Origin of the sequence: Ralstonia pickettii (assembly GCF_000607165.1) — a bacterium.
Lineage (GTDB): Bacteria > Pseudomonadota > Gammaproteobacteria > Burkholderiales > Burkholderiaceae > Ralstonia > Ralstonia holmesii.
The window spans coordinates 279,016-302,340 of sequence record NZ_JFZG01000003.1 but is presented as its reverse complement, the minus strand read 5'-3'; the positions used below and the strand labels follow the sequence as shown (position 1 = coordinate 302,340).

The following is a 23,325-nucleotide window of genomic DNA, read 5'->3' as shown; positions in this document are numbered from 1 at the left end:
GCGAGCCCACTCGGAAAATCGCCTGCTTCGCTACAGAATCAGCTGCCCTCGAGGAAGCTCTTCAGCTTGTCGGAACGGCTCGGATGGCGCAGCTTGCGCAGTGCCTTCGCCTCGATCTGACGGATACGCTCGCGGGTCACGTCGAACTGCTTGCCGACTTCTTCCAGCGTGTGGTCGGTGCTCATTTCGATACCGAAGCGCATGCGCAGCACCTTGGCTTCGCGCGGCGTCAGCGAATCGAGCACGTCCTTCACCACGCCGCGCATGGAGCCATGCAGCGCCGCTTCGGCCGGGGCGAGCGTGTTCGTGTCCTCGATGAAATCGCCCAGATGGGAGTCGTCGTCGTCACCGATCGGCGTTTCCATGGAGATCGGCTCCTTCGCGATCTTCATGATCTTGCGGATCTTGTCTTCCGGCATCTCCATCTTCTCGGCCAGCGTTGCCGGATCCGGCTCGTTGCCGGTTTCCTGCAGGATCTGACGCGAGATGCGGTTCATCTTGTTGATCGTCTCGATCATGTGCACCGGAATACGGATGGTGCGCGCCTGGTCGGCGATCGAACGCGTGATGGCCTGACGGATCCACCACGTGGCGTACGTCGAGAACTTGTAGCCGCGACGGTATTCGAACTTGTCCACTGCCTTCATCAGGCCGATGTTGCCTTCCTGGATCAGGTCGAGGAACTGCAGACCGCGGTTCGTGTACTTCTTGGCGATCGAGATCACCAGACGCAGGTTGGCCTCGGTCATTTCACGCTTGGCCTCACGGGCGCGGCGCTCGCCTTCCGACATCTTGCGGTTGACGTCCTTCAGTTCGGTCAGCGGCAGCACCACGCGCGCCTGCAGGTCGATCAACTTTTGCTGCAGTTCGTGCACGGCCGGCACATTACGCTCGACGATGGTGCTGTACGGCTTACCGTCAGCCACCACGGTCTCGATCCACTTCAGGTTGGTCTCGTTGCCCGGGAAGCGCGCAACGAAATCGCCGCGCGGCATGCCACACTTGTCGACCACGATGTTCAGGATGGCGCGCTCGAGCTTGCGCACTTCGTCCACCTGGCCGCGCAGCGTGTCGCACAGGCGCTCGACGTTGCGTGCCGTGAAGCGGATCGTCATCAGCTCGGCCTGGATGGCTTCCTGTGCCTTCACGTAAGGCTTGGACTTGTAGCCTTCCTTCTCGAAAGCACGACGCATCTTGTCGAACTGCTCGCCGATCACACCAAACTTGACCAGCGCGGCCTGCTTGAGCTCTTCGAGTTGACGGGCCGAGGCTGCGGCAGCGCCAGCACCTTCATCGTCCTCGTCTTCCTCTTCGTCGCCCTCTTCTGCGGCCTCCTCTTCTTCGAATTCCTCTTCTTCCTCAGCAGCAGCGGCTGCATCGGCTTCAGCGTTCGGGTCGATCAAGCCATCGATGTACTCGTCGATCTTGGCTTCGTCGTTGGCAACGCGCTCGCCCATGGCGAGGATTTCGGAGATGGTCACCGGGCACGCCGAGATCGCCATGACCATGTCCTTCAGGCCGGCTTCGATGCGCTTGGCGATCACAATTTCGCCTTCGCGCGTCAGCAGCTCGACCGTGCCCATTTCGCGCATGTACATGCGCACCGGGTCGGTCGTGCGGCCGAATTCGGAGTCAACCGTCGACAGCGCGGCTTCAGCTTCTTCTTCAGCCTCTTCTTCCGTGGTCACGGAAGGTGCGTTGTCGTTCAGGAGCAGCGTTTCAGCGTCCGGCGCCTGCTCATACACGGCAACGCCGATGTCGTTGAGCGTGGCGACCAACGTTTCCAGCGACTCCACGTCGACCATGTCGTCGGGGAGATGGTCGTTGATTTCAGCGTAGGTCAGGTAGCCGCGCGATTTGCCCAGCTTGATCAGCGCCTTGAGCTTCTGGCGGCGGGCCTCGAGCTCTTCTTCCGAACCGCCTTGCTGCGAGGCAGCGAATTCCTTGAGCAGGGCTTTTTCCTTGGCCTTGCGGTCACGGGCCTTCAGCTTTTCGGTTTTCGGTGCCGGAGCGGCGGGGGTGTCAAATTCTTCAGTCACGTCCGTGCTGCTGTCGTCGTCTGCCTGCGTCTCTGCCTTGGGCTTGCGGCCGCGCTTCTTGGGCTCGGCTGCTGCCTCGGCGCGGGGCGCAGGAGGAGTTGTGGGGGTGGCCTCTGCCTGGGCGGTGCGCTTGGTGTCTTCCGCGGTTGCCTTAGCTGGCTTGGCTGCGGTGCTGGTACGAGCGGTACCCGTCTTGGTTGCGCTTGCGCTGGCAGTGGTCTGCTTGCTCTCGACTTCGGTAACTTTCGATTTCGCCACGGTGGTTGTCTTGCCCTTGAGTGCGACGGAAGCGGCTGTGCCGCCAGGTCTGGCGCTCGTGCTCATCGACGTCGAGACCTTGCCTGAGGTTGAAGATTGGATCGCGCCCTTTGTGCGCGCTGTCGGTTTGACAGTCTTGGCTGCGACGGCGATATCGGCGGTCTGGCGCGGCTGGGTTTTCCCCGTCTCTGCCGGCGCAGTGGCCTTCACCCCTGTCGATGCTGCCTGCCCCATATGGGTCCGACCATTCGCGACTTTCGCCGTTCCCGCTGGTGTCTTTCCTCCTCCGGAGCCGCGCGCCGATGAGGATCGCTTGGCAGAAACAGAAGCAGGACTGGCCTTGGAACCGGCCTTCGCGGAGGTCTTCACCTTCACCATGGGCACGCTCACTCCCCCAAAAATGGGAAAAAGGACTTGCAATCCAAACCGGCTATTCTAGCACGCCAGACCAAGCCGGTCTAAACGAAAATCGGGTTTTCGCCTGAAAAATCAAGGGGCTACCCGCAATTGCCCGCCCCGCTTGGAGCTTGGCTCTGCGGCTTATGCGCTACACGAGCTGCCGACGGCGGCTGATTTCGCCCACCAACCAGCGCATGCGCTCCTTGTCTTCGTCGCCAGCATGGCCGGCTTCCATCTTGCGCTGTAACAGCTCCAGCTCGCGCTTAAGTGGCTCGGCGAGCATCTTTTGTACGGCGGTATCAAATTCGGAAATGGCCGGCTCCAGTTCGATGTCGTCCTGAAGCACGGCGGTACGCAGCCCGGCAAAGGCTTCGGCATAGGGAGTCTGACCCAGACGCTCGACAAAGGCCCCAAAGTGCACCTCTGGACCCACGGCATCGCATTCGGCCAGCAACCCTGCCAAGATCTCACTTTGGGGCAATTGGGGCGCAGTCAACTGGGTGCGGGCATCGGTGTCGAGCCGCGCCGCCAGCGCGGGATAGCGCATCAGCAAGCGCAGCACCTTCTGCTCCAGCGCCGTGGGTGCAGTGCGCGCCACGCGGGGCCGCTTCTGCGTCATGCGCCCCGCTTGGGCCGGGTCGCTGCGAAGGCCACACAGCGCTTCGATGTCGGCAGGCGTGGTACCGGTCATGTCGGCCAGGCCGCGCACGATCTGCAGGCGCAGGCCGCCGGCGGGCATGGCACTCAGCAGCGGCTTGGCTTCGTATTGCGCGCGGGCACGTCCCTCGGGTTGACGGAGGTCGAGATCCTCGGTCACGGCCTGCAGCAGAAAGCGCGACAGCGGCATGGCGTTGTGCACTTCACGGGCAAAGGCTTCGGTGCCCTCTTCGCGCACGAAACTGTCCGGATCGTGCTCGGAGGGCAAAAAGAGGAACTTGATGGTCTTGTTGTCGGTGGCGTGCGGCAGGCAGGCTTCGAGCGCACGGCGTGCAGCCCGGCGCCCCGCACTGTCCCCGTCAAACGAAAAGATGACGGTATCGACCTGCCGCAGCAGCTTCTGCACGTGGATCGGTGTACAGGCCGTGCCCAGCGTTGCCACCGCATTGGCAAACCCGAGTTGCGCCAGCGCGACCACGTCCATGTAGCCTTCCACGACCAGCACGTAGTCGAACTCGCGGATGGCGTTGCGCGCCTCGAACAGGCCGTACAGCTCGGTTCCCTTGCTGAACAGCGGCGTTTCGGGGGAGTTGAGATATTTCGGTTCGCCCTGCCCTAGTACCCGGCCACCGAAGCCGATCACCACGCCCTTGGTATTGCGGATGGGGAACATGATGCGATCGCGAAAGCGGTCGTACCGGCGGTGCGAGCCATCGGCGCTGGTCTTCTCGCTTTCGATGACGAGCCCGGCTTCGATGAGCGGTGCTGCGGTGGCGTCTTCGCGATACGGACCGAACACGGCTTCGAGCGATTGCCAATCGTCGGGCGCATAGCCGAGGCCGAAATGCGCAGCAATCTCGCCGGTCAGGCCGCGGCCTTTGAGGTATTGGATGGCGTTGGGTGCGCTGCGCAATTGCTTGCGGTAGTGCTCGCAGGCGCGGGCCATGACGTCACCCAACGCGACGGTCTTGGCTTGCTGCTCGGCGCGGGCGGCGGGCGGCATGCCACCGCGCTCTTCAGGTACCACCATGCCGACGGACTGCGCGAGGTCCTTGATGGCCTCGACGTACGACTGCCCAGAAAACTCCATCAGGAAACCGATGGCCGAGCCGTGCGCGCCGCAGCCGAAGCAGTGATAGAACTGCTTGGTGGGCGACACCGAGAACGACGGCGACTTCTCGTTATGGAAGGGGCATAACCCCATGAAGTTGGCGCCGCCCTTCTTCAACTGCACGTAACGGCCCACCACGTCGACGATATCGACGCGGTTGAGCAGGTCGTCAATGAACGGCTGCGGGATCACGCGGGGTGCGCCCCTTGGATGCTGCGAATGTGGAGGGGATTCAGGCGCCCGCCAGGGCGGCCTTCACGCGTGCCGAGACTTGCGTCATGTCGGCGCGGCCGGCCAGGGCCGGCTTCAGGATGCCCATCACCTTGCCCATGTCTTGCGGGCCAGTTGCACCAGCCTTGGCCACGGCGTCACGCACCGCGGCGTCAACTTCGGCTTCCGACAGTTGCGCGGGCATATAGACCTGCAGCACGGCCACCTCCGCCGTTTCCTTGGCGACGAGATCGTCACGCCCGGCTTGCTCGAATGCGGTGATGGAATCCTTGCGCTGCTTGAGCATCTTGTCGATCACAGCCAGCACGGCGGCGTCATCCAGTTCGATGCGTTCGTCCACCTCGCGCTGCTTGATGGCAGCCTGCAACAGACGGATCGTGCCCAGACGATCTGTTTCCTTGGCGCGCATGGCGGCCTTCATGTCTTCCGTGATCTGTGCCTTGAGCGACAACTGCGACATTCCGAACTCCGATAAACGGCAAAACCCGCTCGGACGGCTGGTCCAGCGGGTTGCAAACTTTGAAAAATGGATCACTGATCGTAGCACAGAACCCAAACAGTTCCAGGACCGATCCGTGGGGGATCAGCGGGCGGAGGCTGCCTCCCCCGCCGCCACGGCCGAGGCCCACGCCCACTGGAAGTTATAGCCGCCAAGCCAGCCCGTCACGTCGACCACCTCGCCGATGAAGTACAGGCCGGGTACGGATTGCGCCTCCATGGTGGCGGAGGACAGCGCCCGCGTATCGACCCCACCGCGCGTCACTTCGGCCTTGCGATAGCCCTCACTGCCGGAAGGCGTCAGCTCCCAGCGGTTGAGCGCGCCGCCCAGCACGCGCAGCACCTTGTCCGGCAACTCGGCAATCGGCGCCTGCGGGTTGGCACCGTGCGTGGCGCACCACGCCTGCGCGACGCGTTCCGGCAAGCGCTGCGCCAGCACCGTCCCGAGCTGCTTGCGTGAGCCCAACTTCTCATCGCACAGCCATTGCGCGGCGTCAGCGTCCGGCAGCAGATCGATGACAAGCGGCTGACCTGCATTCCAGAAGCTGGAGATCTGCAGCACGGCTGGGCCGGACAACCCGCGATGGGTAAGCAGCAAGTCTTCGCGGAACGTCGTGGCGCCGCCCTTGCGACCGCCCTTGCCCGCAGGCTGCGCAACGGACACGTCCACCTCCATCGACACACCGGACAACACCGAGAACGGCGCCCAATGCTCGGCATTGAAGGTGAGCGGCACCAGCGCCGGATGCGTCTCCACGATCTTCAACCCAAACTGCCGTGCAATGCGATACCCAAAATCCGTCGCGCCGATCTTGGGGATGGACAGGCCGCCTGTGGCAATCACTACCTTGTTGGCGACGATCTCGCCCGCGCTGGTCGACAGGCGATAGCCCTCGCCGTCCTTGCCAACTTCGGCGATGGAGCAACCGGTTCGCCAGATCACATTGCCCCGCTCGCATTCCGTTTCGAGCATACGGATGATGTCTTCGGCGCTGTCGTCGCAGAAGAGCTGGCCTTTGTGCTTCTCGTGATACGGGATGCGGTAGCTGGAAACGAGGCTGATGAAGTCCTGGGCCGTGTACCGCGCCAGCGCCGAACGGCTGAAATGCGGGTTGTTCGACAGGTAGTTGGCCGGCCCCGCGTTGACGTTCGTGAAGTTGCAGCGCCCACCGCCGGAGATGCGAATCTTTTCGGCCAGTTTCGTCGCGTGATCGATCAGCACAACGCGGGCGCCGCGCTGCCCGGCCACCGCCGCGCACATCATTCCGGCCGCGCCCGCGCCGATCACCGCTACATCGCACCGCATCATGATGGCTGCGCCGCCCTATTCTTGAAGAAACCGCGCATTTTAACTTGTGCTATCTTCGGCGGCCTTCCCATTGCAATTCCTCACTCCCGCTTGCCATGCTGGTCCTCGGCATCGAATCCTCCTGTGACGAAACCGGCGTCGCCCTGTATGACACGGCGGCTGGCCTGCGCGCGCATGCGCTGTATTCGCAGATCGCCATGCACCGCGAATATGGCGGTGTAGTGCCCGAGCTGGCCTCGCGCGATCACATCCGCCGCGTGATTCCGCTGCTGGAAGAGGTGCTCGGCAAGGCCGGCGCCACGCGCGCGGACATTGACGCCATTGCCTATACAAAAGGCCCGGGGCTGGCCGGCGCGCTGCTGGTGGGCGCCTCGGTGGCGAATGCGCTGGCGTTTGCGCTCGGCAAACCGCTGGTGGGCGTGCATCACCTGGAGGGGCATCTGCTTTCGCCCCTGCTGGAGGCAGACCGGCCTGAGTTTCCGTTCCTGGCGCTGCTCGTCTCGGGCGGGCATACGCAGCTGATGCGCGTTGATGCCGTCGGCCAGTACACGCTGCTTGGAGAGACGCTCGACGACGCCGCGGGCGAAGCCTTCGACAAGACCGCCAAGCTGCTCGGCCTCGGCTATCCGGGCGGCCCGGCCGTGTCGCGCCTGGCCGAATTCGGCAACCCGGGCGTATTCGACCTGCCTCGGCCGATGCTCCATTCGGGCAACTTCGATTTCTCGTTCGCGGGCCTCAAGACCGCGGTGCTCACACAAGTGCGCAAGCTCAACCTGACCGACAGCGAGACCTGCTACCAGCCGCGCGCCGACCTTGCCCGCGCGTTTGTCGACGCCATCGTCGAAGTGCTCGTCAAGAAGACGCTGCGCGCGGCACGCGAACATGGCCTCAAGCGCATTGTCGTGGCGGGTGGCGTGGGCGCCAACCGCCAGTTGCGCGATGGCCTGAACGCCGAGGGCAAAAAGCGCGGCCTGCGCGTCTATTACCCCGACCTGCAGTTCTGCACCGACAACGGCGCGATGATCGCTTTTGCCGGCGCAATGCGGCTGCAGGCTGACCCCACCCAGGTGCAGGACGGCTACGGCTACGGCGTTACACCACGCTGGGACCTCGAAGACATCCGTATCCAGCAAGCATGAAAAAAGCCGCTCGGTGGAGCGGCTTTTTCTTTGGACGCAGCGTCGATTACTTATCGGTGCGCTTGTCGCGCTCGATCAGCGCATAGGCGCTGTGGTTGTGGATCGACTCGAAATTCTCGGCTTCCAGCGTGTAGGCGACGATGCGGTCGTCCTGGTTCAGGCGCATGGCGATATCGCGCACAAGGTCTTCCACGAACTTGGGGTTTTCGTATGCACGCTCGGTCACGAACTTCTCGTCCGGGCGCTTGAGCAGGCCCCACAGTTCGCACGATGCTTCTTCTTCGGCCATGCGAATGAGCGATTCGACCGGCGTATCGGCGGCCAGCTCGGCGTCGATCGTGATGTGCGAGCGCTGGTTGTGCGCGCCGTACTGCGAGATCTTCTTCGAGCACGGGCACAGACTCGTCACGGGCACCAGCGCCTTGACGCGGACCTTGGTGTGGCCGTCGCGCACTTCGCCAATCATCGTCACTTCATAGTCCATCAGCGACTGCACGCCCGACACCGGGGCGGTCTTGCTGACGAAATACGGGAAGTGGACTTCGATGCGGCCGGCGTCGGCTTCGAGCTTCTCCAGCATCTTTTCCAGCAGCAACTGGAACTGTGCCAGATTCAGCGGCTCGCGCTCTTCTTCGAGCAGCGCGACGAAGCGCGACATGTGCGTGCCCTTCTGGTCGGCCGGAAGATGCACATCGAGGTTGTACGTGCCGACGGTGTTCTGCACGCCCGAGGGGGTCTGCAGCGACATCGGGTAACGCACGCCGCGCACGCCAACGCGCTGAATGGGGATCTGGCGGGTATCGTGGCTGGACTGCACGTCCGGCATCGCGAAAGCTGGGTTCATATCGTTCATGATCGGTTTCCTTTACGGTCGCCCGGCCATCGCAGTCGGCCGGCACGCAACGAGTGTGAAACCGCGGAACCTGGCTGACGGTGACCACCCCTCAAGTGATCGAATCGGCCAATCCCGCGACTGCGCACACAATTCACAAATAAGACTGGCGGAGTGTAAAAGAAATTTCCTACCTCTGCAGTCAACTACTCATACCCGTGGATGCAATACGGGTGATTGATTCTGCCTATGAGTCGAAAGCCAAAGGTGACTCAGGCGACGCGCGGGGCTGCAGCGCGCGGTTGTACGGCAAAACGCTCACGGATGGAGGCGAGGATGCCGTTGGCATCCAGCCCGCATTGCGCCAGTAGCGCAGCGTGATCGCCGTGGTCGACAAAGCGGTCGGGCAGGCCGAGCTGCATTACCGGCGTAGCGACACCTGCGGCAGCCAGCGCTTCCAGGCAGGCGCTGCCTGCACCGCCCATCATGCAGCCTTCCTCCACGGTGACCACGTAATCGTGCGTGCGGGCCATTTCCAGCACGCAGGCCACATCGAGCGGCTTGACGAAGCGCATGTTGACGACGGTCGCGTCCAAACGCTCAGCCGCTGCCGAAGCCGGGGCAACCATTGAACCAAACGCCAGAATCGCCACGCGCTGGCCTGCCGGAGCCGTGGAAGCGCGACGCACTTCAGCCTTGCCCAACGGCAGCGGCTCCAGCGTCGGCTGCACCGCCACGCCCGTGCCGGCACCACGCGGATAGCGCACTGCTGTCGGGCAGTCCTGCGCGAACGCGGTGCTCAACAGCTGGCGGCATTCGTTCTCGTCGGCCGGCGTCATCACCATCATGTTGGGGATACAACGCAGGTAGGCAATGTCATAAGCCCCTGCGTGCGTGGCGCCGTCTGCACCGACCAGACCGGCGCGGTCCAGCGCAAACACCACCGGCAGGTTCTGCAGTGCGACGTCGTGGATCAACTGGTCATAGCCGCGCTGCAGGAACGTCGAATAGATGGCAACAACAGGCTTCAACCCCTCGCACGCCAAGCCGCCTGCAAAGGTGACGGCGTGCTGCTCGGCGATGCCGACGTCGTAATAGCGATCCGGAAAGCGCTGCTCGAACTCCACCATCCCGGAGCCTTCGCGCATGGCCGGCGTGATACCCACCAGCCGCTTGTCGGCCGCCGCCATATCGCACAGCCATTGGCCGAACACTTGTGTGTAAGTCACCTTTGCCGGGCGCCCGGAAGGTTTGATGCCCTCTTGCGGATTGAACTTGCCCGGGCCGTGATAAAGGATCGGATCAGCCTCGGCCAGCTTGTAGCCCTGGCCCTTCTTGGTAACGACGTGGAGGAACTGCGGGCCACCGCCTTCGCGCGCGCGCTGGCGGATGTTCTGCAGCGTCGGCACGAGCGATTCGAGATCATGTCCGTCGATCGGGCCGATGTAGTTGAAGCCGAACTCCTCAAACATCGTGGCCGGCACGAACATGCCTTTGGTGTGTTCCTCGAAGCGCTTGGCAAACTCGAGCACCGGCGGCGCCACCGACAGCAGCTTCTCAACGCCTTTCTTGGTGGCCGCGTAGAACTGCCCGCTCATGAGGCGCGCCAGATAGCGGTTCAACGCCCCCACCGGCGGCGAGATCGACATGTCGTTGTCGTTCAGCACGACCACCAGCGGCAGGTCTTTATAGACGCCCGCGTTGTTCATCGCCTCGAAGGCCATGCCGGCGCTCATCGCACCATCGCCAATCACGGCAATGGCGACGCGGTCTTCGCCCTTGGTCTTGGCGCCCAGGGCCATGCCCAGCGCAGCCGAAATCGACGTGGACGAGTGCGCGGTGCCGAAGGTGTCATACGGGCTCTCGCTGCGGCGCGGGAAGCCGGAGATGCCGTCCAACTGGCGCAGCGAGCCCATCTGGTCACGGCGGCCAGTCAGAATCTTGTGCGGATAGCTCTGGTGACCGACGTCCCACACGATGCGGTCTTCCGGCGTGTTGAAGACGTAGTGCAGCGCGATGGTCAGTTCGACCGTGCCCAGATTCGACGACAGGTGCCCGCCCGTTTGAGAGACGGAATCGAGCACGAAGGCGCGCAGCTCGTTGGCCAGCGGCCCGAGTTGGCGGCGGTCCAGTCGGCGCAGGTCGGCCGGATCGTCGATGGTGTTCAGAAGTTCGTACGTCATGTGGGACCGCCGCTCAGGCGTTTTGGCAAAGACTTCTACCGTCTATGCAATGTTGTTCAGTGGCCACGCCGCACGATCAGGTCGGCCATTTCGACCAATCGATCAGTACGGGCTTTGCCCAGTTCGCGGGCAAGTTGCTTGACCGCCGCACCCGCTGCGGCATGCAGCTCGTCGGCCAGCGCCCTGGCCTTGTCCAGCCCGAGGATGGACACGTAGGTCGGCTTGTCGTTGGCCTCGTCCTTGCCGGCGGTTTTGCCCAGCGTGGCGGTATCGGCGGTCACATCGAGGATGTCATCGACCACCTGGAACGCAAGACCGACCGCGCCCGCATAGGCATCAACCTGCTCCAACGCAGCGGCATTCACGCCAGCACAGAGCGCGCCCATCCGCAGACTCGCCCGCAGCAACGCACCGGTCTTCATGCGGTGCATTGCCTCCAATTCATCCTGCGACAGCGCTATGCCGACGCTTTGCAGATCGATCGCCTGACCGCCCGCCATGCCGAGCGAACCGGAAGCGCGTGCCAATTCAGCCACCAGCACTGCCCGCGTCGCCGGGCTCACCGCGCCCAACTCAGCCAGCACAATGAACGCCTGTGTCTGCAAGGCATCACCCACCAGCAGGGCCGTCGCTTCATCATAGGCGCGATGCACGGTGGGGCGGCCGCGGCGCAGGTCGTCGTCGTCCATGCACGGCATATCGTCGTGAACGAGCGAATAGGCGTGGATCATCTCCACCGCGCAGCTCACTCCGTCGAGTGCCTCAGCCGAGGCGTCACCCAGCGCACCAGCGGCGTGCGCCAGCAATGGGCGTACACGCTTGCCTGCACCCAGCGTGGCGTAACGCATGGCGGCATGCAGACGTTGCGGCGAGACGGTTTCGGCCGGCAGCGCGCGCTCAAGCGCGCCTTCCGTCCGCGCAACGACGGACGCCATCCATTGGGCGAAATCACTCATGCATCGCCCTGCTCGTTCGCGCTGCTGTCGTCGGCTAACGGCTTCAGGGCATCGCCATCAAGCACACGTACCTGCTGCTCGACGCGCTCCAGCACCTGCTGGCAGTACTTGACCAGCTCCGCCCCGCGTCGATACGCCGCAAGCGAGGCTTCCAGCGGCAATTCACCGGATTCCATGCTGGCGACGAGGGTTTCGAGTTCCGCCATGGCCGCTTCATAGGAAGCCGGCGTAGCGGAGGGAGTGGCGGACGCGCTGCTGGAGGCGTCGTTTGAGGCACGGGGCATGCCGATTGCGAATCAGAAAAGGACAATCTGGCATTTTACGGCAATTCCGCGTGCGTTCCGCGCACATCCCGCAAGGCACGGGACAGCGGTCTGCGCTGGCAAGGCGGGGCATCGTCAGCCTGACGGTCGGGCGGCTGGAAGCGGAAAGGGTTCGAAAATCAGGGACTTATCAATTTCCCTGGGGTACAATCCCCCCCTTTCCTCCAAAGGCCGGGCCGGTGTACGCCGCTCCGCACGATGGTTTGGGTCTGTTGGCCCATTGAACGTATGGTCGTTGGCCCAAGCGGGGGCCAGCAAGCGCTCGTTTCCTACCTCAACAGACCCTAGGCCACCTGCCGATGGCGTCCTTTCCCAAATCGATCTTGTCGATGGTTGGGTTGTTCACTGCTTTCACCGTTATTGGGAGTGGGGATAATGTCCAATCTCAGCGCCGCACTGAATCTAGTGCCGTCTGAAACCCAGTTGCCCGTCTCTGCTTACTTCGACGAGGCGCTGTATCAAACTGAAATCGAACGTCTGTTCAAACATGGCCCCGGTTACGTCGGCCATGAGCTGATGGTCCCGGAAGTTGGCGACTATCACACGCTTGCCGCCGAGGCCGAAGGCCGCGTGCTGGTGCGCAATCCGAACGGCGTCGAACTACTCTCCAATGTGTGCCGGCATCGGCAGGCAATCATGCTCAATGGGCGCGGCAATGCCCAGAACATCGTCTGCCCGCTGCATCGCTGGACATACGACCTGCAGGGCGACCTGCTGGGCGCACCGCACTTCGAGAAGCAACCATGCGTGCATCTGTCGCGCTCGCCGCTGCAGAACTGGAACGGTCTGCTGTTCGAGGGTAAGCGCGACGTGCGCGAAGACCTTGCGCGCCTGGGCGTGGCGCGTGATCTCGATTTTTCCGGCTACATGCTCGACCACGTCGAGGTGCACGACTGCAACTACAACTGGAAGACCTTCATCGAGGTGTACCTCGAGGACTACCACGTCGTGCCCTTCCACCCAGGCCTGGGCCAATTCGTCTCGTGCGACGACCTGGAATGGGAGTTTGGTGAGTGGCACAGCGTGCAGACGGTCGGCATTCACGCCAATTTGCGCAAACCCGGCACGCCGGCTTACCAGAAGTGGCATGACGCCGTGCTCCGCTTCAACAACGGCGAGATGCCGAAGTACGGCGCAGTGTGGCTCACGTACTACCCGAACGTGATGGTCGAGTGGTATCCGAACGTGCTGGTAGTCTCGACACTGCATCCGATGGGCCCGACCAAGACGCGCAACGTGGTCGAGTTCTACTATCCGGAAGAAATCGTGCTGTTTGAGCGCGAATTCGTTGAAGCCGAGCGCGCTGCCTACATGGAAACGTGCATCGAGGACGACGAGATTGCCGAGCGCATGGACGCCGGGCGCCTGGCGCTGCTCAAGCGCGGCACGAGCGAAGTCGGCCCGTACCAGTCGCCCATGGAGGACGGCATGCAGCATTTCCACGAGTGGTATCGGCGCGTGATGGACTACTAGGCGACGACTGAAGGTAGGCATCCGCCGCCTTCCGCGTCACAATAGGAACGGTGCAGCCCTCACAGGCCGCACCGTTTTTTTTCGCCCTCGCCCTCTCACCATGCCTGCCGACACTGCAACCGCTGCTCAGACTGCCGCCCAGACGGCCGAGAGCTCCTCTCGCCAATCGCTGTGGATGATCCTCGCCGCATTCGCCTTCTCGGCGATGGGCGTGTGCGTAAAACTGGCCTCGGCGCATTACAGCACCGGCGAGATCGTGTTCTACCGCAGCATCATCGGCGTCGTGCTGATGGGCACGATCCTCCAACGCTCGGGGCAAGGCGTACGCACGCCGTACTTCCTGTCGCATATCAAGCGCAGCGTGTTCGGGGTGACTTCGCTGCTGCTGTGGTTCACATCCATCAGCCTGCTGCCGCTGGCGACCGCGATGACGTTGAACTACATGTCGCCGGTGTGGATTGCGCTCATCATTGGCGCAGGTGCAGCGCTGGCGGGCAAGCCCGGTGGTGCTGACCGGCGCATGGTGGTGGCCATCGTTATGTCGTTCGTGGGGGTGATCTGCCTGCTGCAACCGAGCGTGGGCGGATCGCAGCTTGCGCTGGCCGGCGGCATGATCGGGCTCGTCTCCGGCGTGTTCACGGCCCTCGCCTATGTGGAGGTCCGTCAACTGGGCGACCTGGGTGAGAACGAAGCACGCATCGTGTTCTATTTTTCGTTGCTGAGCGCAATTGCCGGCGGTGTGTGGATGCTCATCGGCGGTGCACAGCCTCACACATGGTCTGGCGCGGGCCTCTTACTGGCTGTGGGTCTCTTGGCGACCCTCGGCCAGACGTCCATGACCCGCGCCTACAAGCGCGGTAACACGCTGCTGACTGCTAACCTGCAATACACCGGCATCGTCTTTGCGAGTGGGTGGGGTATGTTGCTGTGGAATGACCACTTGAACGCGCTGTCGTGGGCGGGCATGGCACTCATCATCGGCAGCGGCATCGTGACGACCGTCATGCGCGCCCGTCAGTCGGGCACCGAGCATCCGACGCCGCAGACAGCCGTGTCCGGCCCGGAAGCCGAGATTCACCCGGAAGTTTGATCGACCCTGGAGATTGCCGCCATGAGCGAACGCGCTCACTACGCCACCCTCATCACCGCACCGCAACTGGCCGCACTGCAGCACAGCGCGCCCGAAGCGGTGGTCGTCATTGACTGCAGTTTTGACCTCGCCGACCCTGCCGCTGGGCGTGATGCATACCACGCCAGCCATGTGCCCGGCGCGTTCTACATGCACCTCGACAACGAACTGTCGGGCCCGAAAACCGGCACCAACGGCCGCCACCCGCTGCCCGATGCAGAAGCGCTGGTTGCGCGCCTGCAGGCGCTCGGCGTCAACGACGACACACAAGTCGTCGCGTATGACCGCCAGGGCAGCATGTACGCCGCGCGCCTGTGGTGGCTGCTGCGCTGGGTCGGCCATGCCGATGCGGCCGTGCTAGATGGTGGCCTGCAGGCCTGGGAAGCTGCGCACTTCCCTGTCGACCAGATCGTGCCCGAAGAACCGCAGCTCAACGCCACGCCCGGCAACATCACGCGCAAGCCCTCGCTCGTACAGATGGTGACTGCGGATATCGTGCAGAAATACCTGGGCCACGCCGACAAGCCCGTCGTCGATGCCCGCGCCCCCGACCGCTACCGTGGCGAGAACGAAACGCTGGATCCCGTCGGCGGGCACATACCGGGTGCACGCAACCGTTTCTTCCGCGACAACCTGCAGCCCGATGGCACTTTCAAGCCTGCCGAACAATTGCGCGCCGACTTTACCGGCGTGCTGGCCGGTGCCCGGCCGCAAGATGCGACGCTGCAATGTGGCTCCGGCGTGACGGCCTGCCACAACGCATTGGCCATGGAGATTGCCGGCCTGACGGGCGCGGCGCTCTACGCCGGCTCATGGAGCGAGTGGTGCAGCGACCCATCGCGCCCCGTGGTAACCGGGCCGAATCCGTAATCTGCAAATCTGGTGCACAGCAAAAAGCCCGGCATCGACCGGGCTTTTTTCTTGAAGCGAATGCGGCACCTCAGTGCGCGTGACCGTGCAGACCTTCGGTCAGCAGAAAGATCATTGCGATGCCCGCCGCAATCAAAGCGACCTGCACCGCCGATTCCTGCCAGCGCGGCCGGCGCTTCATCTGCGGCATCAGATCGCACACGGCGATGTAAATGAAGCTGCTCGACGCCACCACCAGCACGTATGGAATCCACGACGTCAGGCGGTCCAGCAGGTAATAGCCGAGCACCGCGCCCACCAGCGCGCAAACACTGCAGAGCAGGTTGTAGACAAAGGCGCGCGTCTTGGAAAATCCGGCGTTGAGCAGCACCATGAAATCGCCAATCTCTTGCGGAATCTCGTGTGCGGCAATCGCCAGCGCGGTGACGATGCCAACCTTGGTGTCCGCCAGGAACGCCGCGGCAATGACGATGCCGTCCGAAAAGTTATGCAGGCCATCGCCCACCAGGATCATCAGGCCGCTGCGGCCCGCTTCCTGCCGGTCATGGCCGTGGTGATGGCCGTGACCATCGCCCTCGTGGTGGTGTGAATGGCGGATCAGCGAGATCTTTTCCAGCAGGAAGAAACCCAGCAGCCCGGCCAGCAACGTGGCGAACAATGCATGCGTGTTGGGCTCGATGCCGCGATGCACTTCGAACGCCTCCGGCAACGAATGCAGCAACGACGTGGCCAGCAGCACGCCCACCGAAAAACTGACCATCCGATCGACCATGCGCGACAGCACCGTCAATGACAGCACGGCGGCGCCTGCCATGCTGCCGATGCCAGACAGCGCGGTGGCCAAGAGAATGCCTAACAGGGTGGTATCGAAGGTCATGCAGGGGCGACGCAGCGGGAGCCAATAAACGCAACAGAGTTGCAAGAAGGGCGAATTGTATGCCGCTTTATCGACCTTTGCCAGCGCAGCCAAAAGAAAAAGCCCGAGGTAGTTACTGGGGGCCTTTCGTGTTCGACGCGTTGAGGTGCTAAACCACGCCGTGATCCCTGAACCAGGCGAGGCACTTCTTCCAGCCATCTTCCGCGTCGGCTTTCACATAGCTCGGACGGTAATCGGCGTGAAACGCATGGCCGGAATTCGGGTACACGATGATGCGCGACGCGTGTGCCTTAGGGTTCTTGGATTTTTCCAACGCGGTTTTCATCGTGTCGCGCACATCTTCCGTGATCACGGTGTCCTTCGCGCCGTAGAGGCCCAGCACGGGCGCCTTCAACTCGTCGACGTTGTCGATTGGCGAAACAGGTTGCAGCGGATTCGGATTGCCCTTCAGCGGCCCGTACCACACCACTGCAGCCTTGATGCTGGGATTGCGCTCCGCGGCAAACCAGACCTGACGCCCGCCCCAGCAGAAACCGGTGATGCCGATACGCGCTGCGTCGCCACCGTTCTCCTTGGCCCAGGCGATCGTCGCGTCGATATCGCCCGCCACCTGGGAATCCGGCACCTTGGAGACCACGTTGGCGACGGTTTCCTGGACCGTGCCATAGGCACGCGGGTCGCCCTGGCGCACAAACAACTCAGGCGCGATCGCCAGATAACCCACCTTTGCAAGGCGCCGGCAGATATCGGCAATGTATTCGTGTACGCCAAAGATTTCGCTGACGACGATGACTACCGGCAGCTTCGTCTTGCCCTCTGGCTGAGCGCGATAGACCGGCATCTTGAAATCGCCCACGGGCACGATCACCTCGCCCGCCGTCAGCCCATTGAAATCGGTATGGATAGTCTGCGCCGACACCGGTAGCACCGCCGCCGCAAAGGCCGAGCCCAGTGCTGTCTTCATGAAGCCGCGACGGTCAAAGCTGCGGCCGGGTACCAGGCTCTCCACTTCTGCATCTAGCTGCATCGCACTCTCCTCGCGCCCACGGGCGGCTACGGTGAACGAAGCGGCTAGTCTACCGAAGCGGATGCATTGCTGCCGAGCCAGGCATCCGGTGCGAGCACAAGGAACCGCCTAGTGCAGCTTGACCCGCGGATTCGTCTTGCTGCGCAGCCAGTGCATGACCGTATCCACCGACATGCGCACCCAACCGTGCAGTGCCAGAACGTGCATGCGATATAGCGACGTGTACATCAGCCGCGCCATCAGGCCTTCGATGAACATCGATCCGCCGATCAGCCCACCCATCAGGCTGCCGACCGCGCTGAAATGGCCGAGCGACACCAGCGAACCAAGATCCTTGAACGCGAACGGCTGGACCGGCTTGCCATCCATGCGCTTGCGCAGCGCGTCGAACAGATAGGTGGCCTGCTGATGCGCGGCCTGCGCACGCGGCGGCACGCTGGTCGACGCCTCGGGCCACGGGCAGCTTGCGCAATCGCCAAAGGCGTAGATCGAGTCGTCGCCTTCCACCTGCAGCGTGCGCGAGACGACAATCTGACCCAGCTTGTTCACCGGCAGCCCCAACTCGCCCAGCACTGACGGTGCACGGATGCCAGCAGCCCACACGGTCAGATCCGCCGGAATGGACTTGCCGCTGGCCGTGTTGACGGCGCTGGCGGTGACTTCCGTCACACGTTCGCTGGTGATGACATCCACGTCGAGCTTGTGCAGCAGCTTGGTGGTCGCAGCCGAAATACGCTCCTTGAGCACCGGCAAAATGCGCGGGCCGCCCTCGATCAAATGGATGCGGATGTCGTGGCGCGGGTCCAACTTGTGCAGCCCATAAGCGGCCAACACGTGGGCGGTATTGCGCAACTCTGCCGACAGTTCCACGCCCGTGGCACCCGCACCGACGATGGCGATGTCCACCTGCGGCCGAGCATCGCCCATGCCGTTCTGTGCGCGCATGCACGCTGCGATGAGCCTGCGGCGGAAGCGCTCGGCCTGCCATGCGGTGTCGAGGGCGATGGCGTGCTCGGCCGTGCCCGGCACGCCGAAGAAATGCGTCACGCTACCGATGGACAGCACCAGCGTGTCGTACGAAATGGCGCGCTCGGGCAGCACCTCGGTGCCGTCAGCGTCAACGCATCCGGACACAATGATGGATTTGGCGACGCGATCGAGGCCCTTCAGCTCGCCCTGCTGGAATTCGAAGCCGTGCCAGCGCGCCTGTGCAGCGTATTCGAGCTGATGGGTGTTCGGATCCATGCTGCCGGCGGCGACTTCATGCAGCAGCGGTTTCCAGATGTGTGTGGGGTTACGGTCGACCAGAATCACCTGGGCTGCGCCGCGCTTGCCGAGCTTGTCGCCCAGCCGCGTTGCGAGTTCCAACCCGCCAGCGCCCCCGCCGACCACCACAATGCGCGGCCCGTTCGCCCCGCCTGCGCCATCCGTCTGCCCTGCCATGTGCCTCTCCTGGAGCCGTTGAATCTTGTCGATCACGTGATCTGTCAGGTGCAGTCTGCTGCAACGCAAAATTCACCGCAACCCCGCACGCATGGATATGGCGAATCATGACAACCGCATGCCACGGCCCGCCGCAGGCTGCCTCGGCAGGCAAACTCGCGCCACGCCTTGTTTCACGGGGTAGCGCTCACGCGGCAAGCGATTGCGTCAGTGCGCCTCTTCCCAGTTGGTACCCACGCCAACTTCGGCTACCAAAGGCACGCGCAAAGTTGCGACGCTGCACATCAGCTCGGGCAGGCGCTCGCGCACCACGGCCAGTTCGTCCTGCGGAACTTCCAGCACCAGTTCATCGTGCACCTGCATAACCAGGCGCGAGCGCATTGCCTCGGCTTCGAGCCAGCCTTGCACTGCCAGCATCGACAGCTTGATCAGGTCAGCCGCCGTACCTTGCATCGGCGCGTTAATGGCGGCGCGCTCGGCAGCCTGACGGCGTGGGCCGTTGCCGCCGTTGATGTCCGGCAGCCACAGGCGACGTCCGAAAACAGTCTCCACGTAGCCTTGCTCGCGCGCGCTCTGGCGAGTTTCTTCCATGTAGCTTGCGGCACCGGGGTAGCGGGCGAAGTAGCGGTCGATATAGAGCTTGGCGGCGTCCCGCCCAATGCCCAGATTGCTGGCCAACCCAAACGCGCTCATGCCGTAGATCAGGCCGAAGTTGATGACCTTCGCCACACGGCGCTGGTCGGGTGAAACCTCCAGCGGCGTCACGTTGAACACTTCGGCGGCCGTTGCCCGGTGCACGTCCTGGCCCTCACGGAACGCACGCATCAGGCCTTCGTCCTGCGACAGATGCGCCATGATGCGCAGTTCGATCTGCGAGTAGTCGGCCGACACGATCACGCTGCCCTCCGGCGCGATGAACGCCTCGCGGATGCGTCGCCCTTCTTCAGTACGGACCGGAATGTTCTGCAGGTTCGGATCGGTCGAGGCCAGGCGCCCGGTCACTGCCGTCGCCTGACCGTAGGTGGTGTGGACCCGGCCAGTGCGCGGGTTGACCATCTTCGGCAGCTTGTCGGTGTAGGTGGACTTGAGCTTGGCCAGGCCCCGGTAATCGAGCAGCAGCTTCGGCAGCGGATAGTCTTCGGCCAGCTTCTGCAGCACCTCTTCGTCGGTCGAGGGCGCGCCGCTCGCCGTCTTCTTGATGATCGGCAGCTTCATCTGGTTGAAGAAGATGTCGCCAATCTGCTTGGGCGAGCCGAGGTTGAACGGCTGACCCGCCAGCTTGTGCGCCTCGGCCTCCAGATCGATCAGGCGCAAGCCCAGCTCGTTGCTCTGCTTGGCCAGGCGGTCGGCATCGATCAGCACACCATTGCGTTCCATCTTCTGCAGCACGATGGAGGTCGGCATTTCGATCTGCTCGTAGACGTAGCGCAGCTTGTCGTCTTCGGCCACCTTGGGGAACAGCGTGCGATGCAGACGCAGCGTGATATCGGCGTCCTCCGCCGCGTATTCGGTCGCGCGATCGAGGGGCACCTCGTCAAAGCCGATCTGCGAGGCACCCTTGCCGCACACAGCTTCGTAGGTGATCGTCTTCAAGTGCAGCACGCGTTCGGCGAGTGCGTCCATGCCGTGATTGCGGTGGGATTCGAGCACGTACGATTCGAGCATCGTGTCGTGCTCGATACCGCGCAGCGCGATGCCGTGGTTGGCAAACACATGCGCGTCGTACTTCAGATGCTGGCCGACCTTCTTGCGCGATTCATCTTCAATCCACAACTTCATGCGCGCGAGCACGGTGTCTCTTGAGAGCTGCGCCGCAGCATCAAACCCTGCCACATCAGGGCCGCGATGCGCCACCGGAATGTAGCAAGCCTCGCCCGGCTTGACCGACAGCGAAATGCCAACCAATTGCGCAAGCATCGGATCAATGGACGTCGTCTCGGTATCGATGCAGACGAGGTCCACTTCATCCAGGCGCTGCATCCATGATTCGAGCTGCGCTTCAGTCGTCACCGTCTCATACTTGACCTCATCGGGCGGCGCTTCCACGTCGAACAGGTTGGCCTGGGCTTGCAGTTGCGCAGCCTCGCCGGCGTAGTTCTTCACTGGCGTCGCGGCCTTGCGCGCGGCACCCACGCTGCGCGTATCGGGCAGCGCTTCTCCGGAGGCCTCGCGCAGCCACGTCTTGAAGCCGTATCGGGAGAAGAAATCGACGAGCTTGGATTTGTCTTCGCCGCCATCGATCAGTGCATCGAATGTCGGCACTTCTTTGCTGAGGTCACAGTCGAGTTTCACTGTCAGCAGCTCGCGGCCCTTGGGCAGCCACTCCAGCGTGTTGCGCAGGTTGTCGCCCACCACGCCCTTGATCTCGCCCGCGCGCGCCATGACGTTGTCGAGCGTGCCGAATTCCGACAACCATTTCACCGCGGTTTTCGGGCCGACCTTGGGCACCCCCGGCACGTTATCCACGGTGTCGCCAATCAGCGAAAGATAGTCGACGATGCGTTCGGGCGGCACGCCGAACTTGGCTTGCACGCCAGCCGGATCAAGCGTTTCGTTGGTCATGGTGTTGACCAGCGTGACATGGTCATTCACCAGTTGGGCCAGGTCCTTATCACCCGTTGAGACGATGGTCCGGACGCCTTCGCGAGCCGCCCGTTCGGCCAGGGTACCGATCACATCGTCGGCCTCGACGCCCTCCACCACCAGGATGGGCCAACCCAATGCCCGTACGGCTTCGTGGATCGGTTCGATCTGCGCGCGCAGGTCATCGGGCATGGGCGCGCGATGCTCCTTGTAGGCCGGATAGAGGTCGTCGCGAAAGGTCTTGCCTTTGGCGTCGAAAATGCAAGCGCTATACTTGGCCGGGTAGTCGTTGCGCAGTTTGCGCAGCATGTTCACGATGCCGTAGATGGCCCCCGTAGGAAACCCTTCTCCGTTTCGCAAGTCGGGCAGTGCGTGATAGGCACGGTATAGATAACTCGAGCCATCGACGAGCAACAGCGTTTCTTGACTTTCCGACATTCCCATGGACTCTAAAGTGACTGGAACGCCAAAAGGCGTTTCCGATAATGGCGCTTCTGCTGAAGGCGGCGTGGCAAAGCAGGTTGCTGGTGCTTCCGCGACGGAGGTTTCGGCGGCTGAACTGACCGGTGTGAGCCCCTCGCGCCAGGCCACCACGGCCGACATGGACGTCAACGTGACAGTGGGCGTTGAACACGAGCCCCAAGCTGACGTGTCACACGGCCGTACCGATCGCAAGATGATCCCCAGCCTGCGGGCACTCGCCGACGAAGAACGCGCCACCGCAAAGAAAGCGCGCGCCTCCTGGCAGATGTTCACGATTATGGCAGAGTTCATCGAGGCGACCGAGTACCTTTCGGAGATCCGTCCGGCCGTCTCGATCTACGGCAGCGCGCGCCTGCGCGAGGATTCGCCATACTACGAACGCACCATCGAAATCGCCCGGTTGTTCTCGGATGCGGGCTTCGCCGTCATCTCCGGCGGGGGCCCCGGCATCATGGAAGCGGCCAACAAGGGCGCGCACGCCGGCAAGTCGGCCAGCGTCGGCCTGAACATCGAACTGCCGCACGAACAGCAAGGCAATCGATACCAGGACATCTCGATGCGCTTCCGCCATTTCTTCACGCGCAAGGTCACCTTCGTGAAGAACTCGGATGCGTTCATCGTCATGCCCGGCGGTTTCGGCACGCTCGATGAACTGGCTGAAGTGCTCACGCTCGTCCAGACGGGCAAGTCGCGCAGTGTGCCGGTGGTCATGTTCGGCAGCCATTTCTGGAAGGGCCTGCTGGATTGGTTCCGCTTTACGCTGCTGCCGATGGGCCTGATTGCCGAGCACGACCTGGACATCATGCGCATCGTCGACGAACCCAAGGACGCGCTCGATGCCGTCTACGAGTTCTACGAAAAGCGCGAAGGCACCTCGCCGATTCCGCCCAAGGAAGAAATGTTCTATCTGTAATCTCGGGTGTGGCATTTGGCGCCACGCGAACGGACGATGGCGGGAGGCTGGACTGCTAGAATGTAGGGTCCCAGATCACCCGCCGGAGTCCATGATGGATTCGCTGCTTCACCCGTCCGCCCCCGTCCACTCCGGTTTTGCCAATGCCGCGCGCCTGATGCGCCACGCTGGGCTGCTGGCAGGCGCCGTTTTCTGCCTCGCCCTGCCCGCGCACGCCGAAGTGACATCCGACAGCGCCGGACTGGACCTGCCCGACGTCAAGGCGATCAACAATCAGCCGATTTCCAAGCCGACCCACGGCGCGATCCATAACGAGCGCGTCAAGCCCAGCTTCGACTACCGCGACAACGACGGTACGCAGGTGGAGGAATACCGCTTCCAGAAGGGCCAGGCGCCGGATATCCATGTCAAGTCGGGCATGGGCACGTCCTACAACCTGAGCAAGCCGGAAGACAGCTCGCCGCGTATCCGCGAGCGTGGCGATATCGACCGTGTTCCCTCGGTCAACGTCCTGAAGTTCTAAGCCTGTGCCGCAACCGCGGCGCCTGCAGGCCGGCCCCTCGGTGGGCTGGCCCGCTTTCCCTCCACCCGT

Annotated in this window: 19 protein-coding genes; 7 read left to right on the top strand and 12 right to left on the bottom strand. The window is 63.1% G+C overall.

The features are described from left to right. Positions 1-38 precede the first annotated feature (38 nt). Positions 39-2,363 (bottom strand): RNA polymerase sigma factor RpoD, encoded by a 2,325-nt coding sequence (gene rpoD, locus BG83_RS0102045; RefSeq protein WP_235193145.1) that lies wholly within the window; start codon positions 2,361-2,363, stop codon positions 39-41. Between rpoD and BG83_RS29785 the strand changes: the two genes are divergently transcribed. Then, complete coding sequence (locus BG83_RS29785) at positions 2,356-2,736, top strand: hypothetical protein (protein ID WP_235193144.1); 381 nt, start codon at positions 2,356-2,358, stop codon at positions 2,734-2,736. The two genes, rpoD and BG83_RS29785, sit on opposite strands and share 8 nt — an antisense overlap. A gap of 108 nt (positions 2,737-2,844) precedes the next feature. Here the strand turns inward: BG83_RS29785 and dnaG are convergent, their stop codons facing one another. The 3 genes from dnaG to BG83_RS0102030 form a co-directional block, all read right to left on the bottom strand. After that, on the bottom strand, positions 2,845-4,656 hold the full coding sequence (gene dnaG / locus BG83_RS0102040) for a DNA primase (RefSeq protein WP_024975161.1): 1,812 nt from the start codon (positions 4,654-4,656) through the stop codon (positions 2,845-2,847). A gap of 40 nt (positions 4,657-4,696) precedes the next feature. After that, positions 4,697-5,146 carry a GatB/YqeY domain-containing protein gene (locus tag BG83_RS0102035; protein WP_024975160.1) on the bottom strand — a complete coding sequence of 150 codons (450 nt, stop codon included), beginning with the start codon at positions 5,144-5,146 and terminating at the stop codon, positions 4,697-4,699. Positions 5,147-5,278: 132 nt separating this feature from the next. Further along, positions 5,279-6,502, bottom strand: a complete 1,224-nt coding sequence (locus BG83_RS0102030; RefSeq protein WP_024975159.1) for an NAD(P)/FAD-dependent oxidoreductase — start codon at positions 6,500-6,502, stop codon at positions 5,279-5,281. A 95-nt stretch (positions 6,503-6,597) separates the two neighbouring features. On the opposite strand from BG83_RS0102030, the gene tsaD reads away from it, so the two are divergent. Beyond that, positions 6,598-7,641, top strand: coding sequence for a tRNA (adenosine(37)-N6)-threonylcarbamoyltransferase complex transferase subunit TsaD (gene tsaD, locus BG83_RS0102025; protein WP_024975158.1), 1,044 nt, complete (start codon positions 6,598-6,600; stop codon positions 7,639-7,641). Between the two features lie 46 nt (positions 7,642-7,687). Here the strand turns inward: tsaD and folE2 are convergent, their stop codons facing one another. The 4 genes from folE2 to BG83_RS0102005 all read right to left on the bottom strand — a co-directional run bounded on the left by folE2 (position 7,688) and on the right by BG83_RS0102005 (position 11,896). Then, on the bottom strand, positions 7,688-8,494 hold the full coding sequence (gene folE2 / locus BG83_RS0102020) for a GTP cyclohydrolase FolE2 (protein WP_024975157.1): 807 nt from the start codon (positions 8,492-8,494) through the stop codon (positions 7,688-7,690). Positions 8,495-8,745: 251 nt separating this feature from the next. Next, positions 8,746-10,656: a 1-deoxy-D-xylulose-5-phosphate synthase gene (gene dxs, locus BG83_RS0102015; protein ID WP_024975156.1), complete on the bottom strand. Its 1,911-nt coding sequence runs from the start codon at positions 10,654-10,656 to the stop codon at positions 8,746-8,748. Between the two features lie 56 nt (positions 10,657-10,712). Continuing rightward, positions 10,713-11,612 (bottom strand): polyprenyl synthetase family protein, encoded by a 900-nt coding sequence (locus BG83_RS0102010; protein ID WP_024975155.1) that lies wholly within the window; start codon positions 11,610-11,612, stop codon positions 10,713-10,715. Further along, positions 11,609-11,896, bottom strand: a complete 288-nt coding sequence (locus tag BG83_RS0102005; RefSeq protein WP_024975154.1) for an exodeoxyribonuclease VII small subunit — start codon at positions 11,894-11,896, stop codon at positions 11,609-11,611. Before BG83_RS0102005 ends, BG83_RS0102010 begins: the two co-directional genes overlap by 4 nt. A gap of 414 nt (positions 11,897-12,310) precedes the next feature. Between BG83_RS0102005 and BG83_RS0102000 the strand changes: the two genes are divergently transcribed. The 3 genes from BG83_RS0102000 (at position 12,311) to BG83_RS0101990 (ending at position 15,407) form a co-directional block, all read left to right on the top strand. Beyond that, entirely contained in the window at positions 12,311-13,408 is a 1,098-nt protein-coding gene (locus BG83_RS0102000) for an aromatic ring-hydroxylating oxygenase subunit alpha (protein WP_024975153.1), read from the top strand. 100 nt (positions 13,409-13,508) lie between these two features. Next, positions 13,509-14,498, top strand: a complete 990-nt coding sequence (locus BG83_RS0101995; protein ID WP_024975152.1) for a DMT family transporter — start codon at positions 13,509-13,511, stop codon at positions 14,496-14,498. Between the two features lie 21 nt (positions 14,499-14,519). After that, positions 14,520-15,407: a sulfurtransferase gene (locus BG83_RS0101990; protein ID WP_024975151.1), complete on the top strand. Its 888-nt coding sequence runs from the start codon at positions 14,520-14,522 to the stop codon at positions 15,405-15,407. A 70-nt stretch (positions 15,408-15,477) separates the two neighbouring features. Here the strand turns inward: BG83_RS0101990 and BG83_RS0101985 are convergent, their stop codons facing one another. The 4 genes from BG83_RS0101985 to polA form a co-directional block, all read right to left on the bottom strand. Further along, on the bottom strand, positions 15,478-16,284 hold the full coding sequence (locus tag BG83_RS0101985) for a ZIP family metal transporter (protein ID WP_024975150.1): 807 nt from the start codon (positions 16,282-16,284) through the stop codon (positions 15,478-15,480). Between the two features lie 148 nt (positions 16,285-16,432). Beyond that, positions 16,433-17,311: a dienelactone hydrolase family protein gene (locus BG83_RS0101980; protein WP_024975149.1), complete on the bottom strand. Its 879-nt coding sequence runs from the start codon at positions 17,309-17,311 to the stop codon at positions 16,433-16,435. Between the two features lie 108 nt (positions 17,312-17,419). Next, positions 17,420-18,754 (bottom strand): NAD(P)/FAD-dependent oxidoreductase, encoded by a 1,335-nt coding sequence (locus BG83_RS0101975; protein WP_024975148.1) that lies wholly within the window; start codon positions 18,752-18,754, stop codon positions 17,420-17,422. A gap of 207 nt (positions 18,755-18,961) precedes the next feature. Next, the gene (polA, locus tag BG83_RS0101970; RefSeq protein WP_024975147.1) at positions 18,962-21,775 is read right to left on the bottom strand and encodes a DNA polymerase I; all 2,814 of its coding nucleotides are present in this window, start codon (positions 21,773-21,775) and stop codon (positions 18,962-18,964) included. A 4-nt stretch (positions 21,776-21,779) separates the two neighbouring features. Here polA and BG83_RS0101965 point away from each other — a divergent pair, with 4 nt between their 5' ends. Further along, positions 21,780-22,733 (top strand): TIGR00730 family Rossman fold protein, encoded by a 954-nt coding sequence (locus BG83_RS0101965; protein WP_024975146.1) that lies wholly within the window; start codon positions 21,780-21,782, stop codon positions 22,731-22,733. Between the two features lie 94 nt (positions 22,734-22,827). Continuing rightward, positions 22,828-23,256 (top strand): hypothetical protein, encoded by a 429-nt coding sequence (locus BG83_RS0101960; RefSeq protein ID WP_024975145.1) that lies wholly within the window; start codon positions 22,828-22,830, stop codon positions 23,254-23,256. Positions 23,257-23,325 lie beyond the last annotated feature (69 nt).

Bases quoted from the DNA above. Each gene is read 5' to 3' on its own strand.
- BG83_RS0101960 (WP_024975145.1), top strand. From the start codon at position 22,828: ATGGATTCGCTGCTTCACCCGTCCGCCCCCGTCCACTCCGGTTTTGCC.
- BG83_RS0102005 (WP_024975154.1), bottom strand. From the start codon at position 11,896: ATGCCCCGTGCCTCAAACGACGCCTCCAGCAGCGCGTCCGCCACTCCC.
- BG83_RS0101975 (WP_024975148.1), bottom strand. From the start codon at position 18,754: ATGGCAGGGCAGACGGATGGCGCAGGCGGGGCGAACGGGCCGCGCATT.
- BG83_RS0102000 (WP_024975153.1), top strand. From the start codon at position 12,311: ATGTCCAATCTCAGCGCCGCACTGAATCTAGTGCCGTCTGAAACCCAG.
- rpoD (WP_235193145.1), bottom strand. From the start codon at position 2,363: ATGAGCACGAGCGCCAGACCTGGCGGCACAGCCGCTTCCGTCGCACTC.
- tsaD (WP_024975158.1), top strand. From the start codon at position 6,598: ATGCTGGTCCTCGGCATCGAATCCTCCTGTGACGAAACCGGCGTCGCC.
- dxs (WP_024975156.1), bottom strand. From the start codon at position 10,656: ATGACGTACGAACTTCTGAACACCATCGACGATCCGGCCGACCTGCGC.
- BG83_RS0101995 (WP_024975152.1), top strand. From the start codon at position 13,509: ATGCCTGCCGACACTGCAACCGCTGCTCAGACTGCCGCCCAGACGGCC.
- BG83_RS0101985 (WP_024975150.1), bottom strand. From the start codon at position 16,284: ATGACCTTCGATACCACCCTGTTAGGCATTCTCTTGGCCACCGCGCTG.
- BG83_RS0102010 (WP_024975155.1), bottom strand. From the start codon at position 11,612: ATGAGTGATTTCGCCCAATGGATGGCGTCCGTCGTTGCGCGGACGGAA.
- BG83_RS0101990 (WP_024975151.1), top strand. From the start codon at position 14,520: ATGAGCGAACGCGCTCACTACGCCACCCTCATCACCGCACCGCAACTG.
- folE2 (WP_024975157.1), bottom strand. From the start codon at position 8,494: ATGAACGATATGAACCCAGCTTTCGCGATGCCGGACGTGCAGTCCAGC.
- BG83_RS0101965 (WP_024975146.1), top strand. From the start codon at position 21,780: ATGGACTCTAAAGTGACTGGAACGCCAAAAGGCGTTTCCGATAATGGC.
- polA (WP_024975147.1), bottom strand. From the start codon at position 21,775: ATGTCGGAAAGTCAAGAAACGCTGTTGCTCGTCGATGGCTCGAGTTAT.
- BG83_RS0101980 (WP_024975149.1), bottom strand. From the start codon at position 17,311: ATGCAGCTAGATGCAGAAGTGGAGAGCCTGGTACCCGGCCGCAGCTTT.
- BG83_RS0102030 (WP_024975159.1), bottom strand. From the start codon at position 6,502: ATGATGCGGTGCGATGTAGCGGTGATCGGCGCGGGCGCGGCCGGAATG.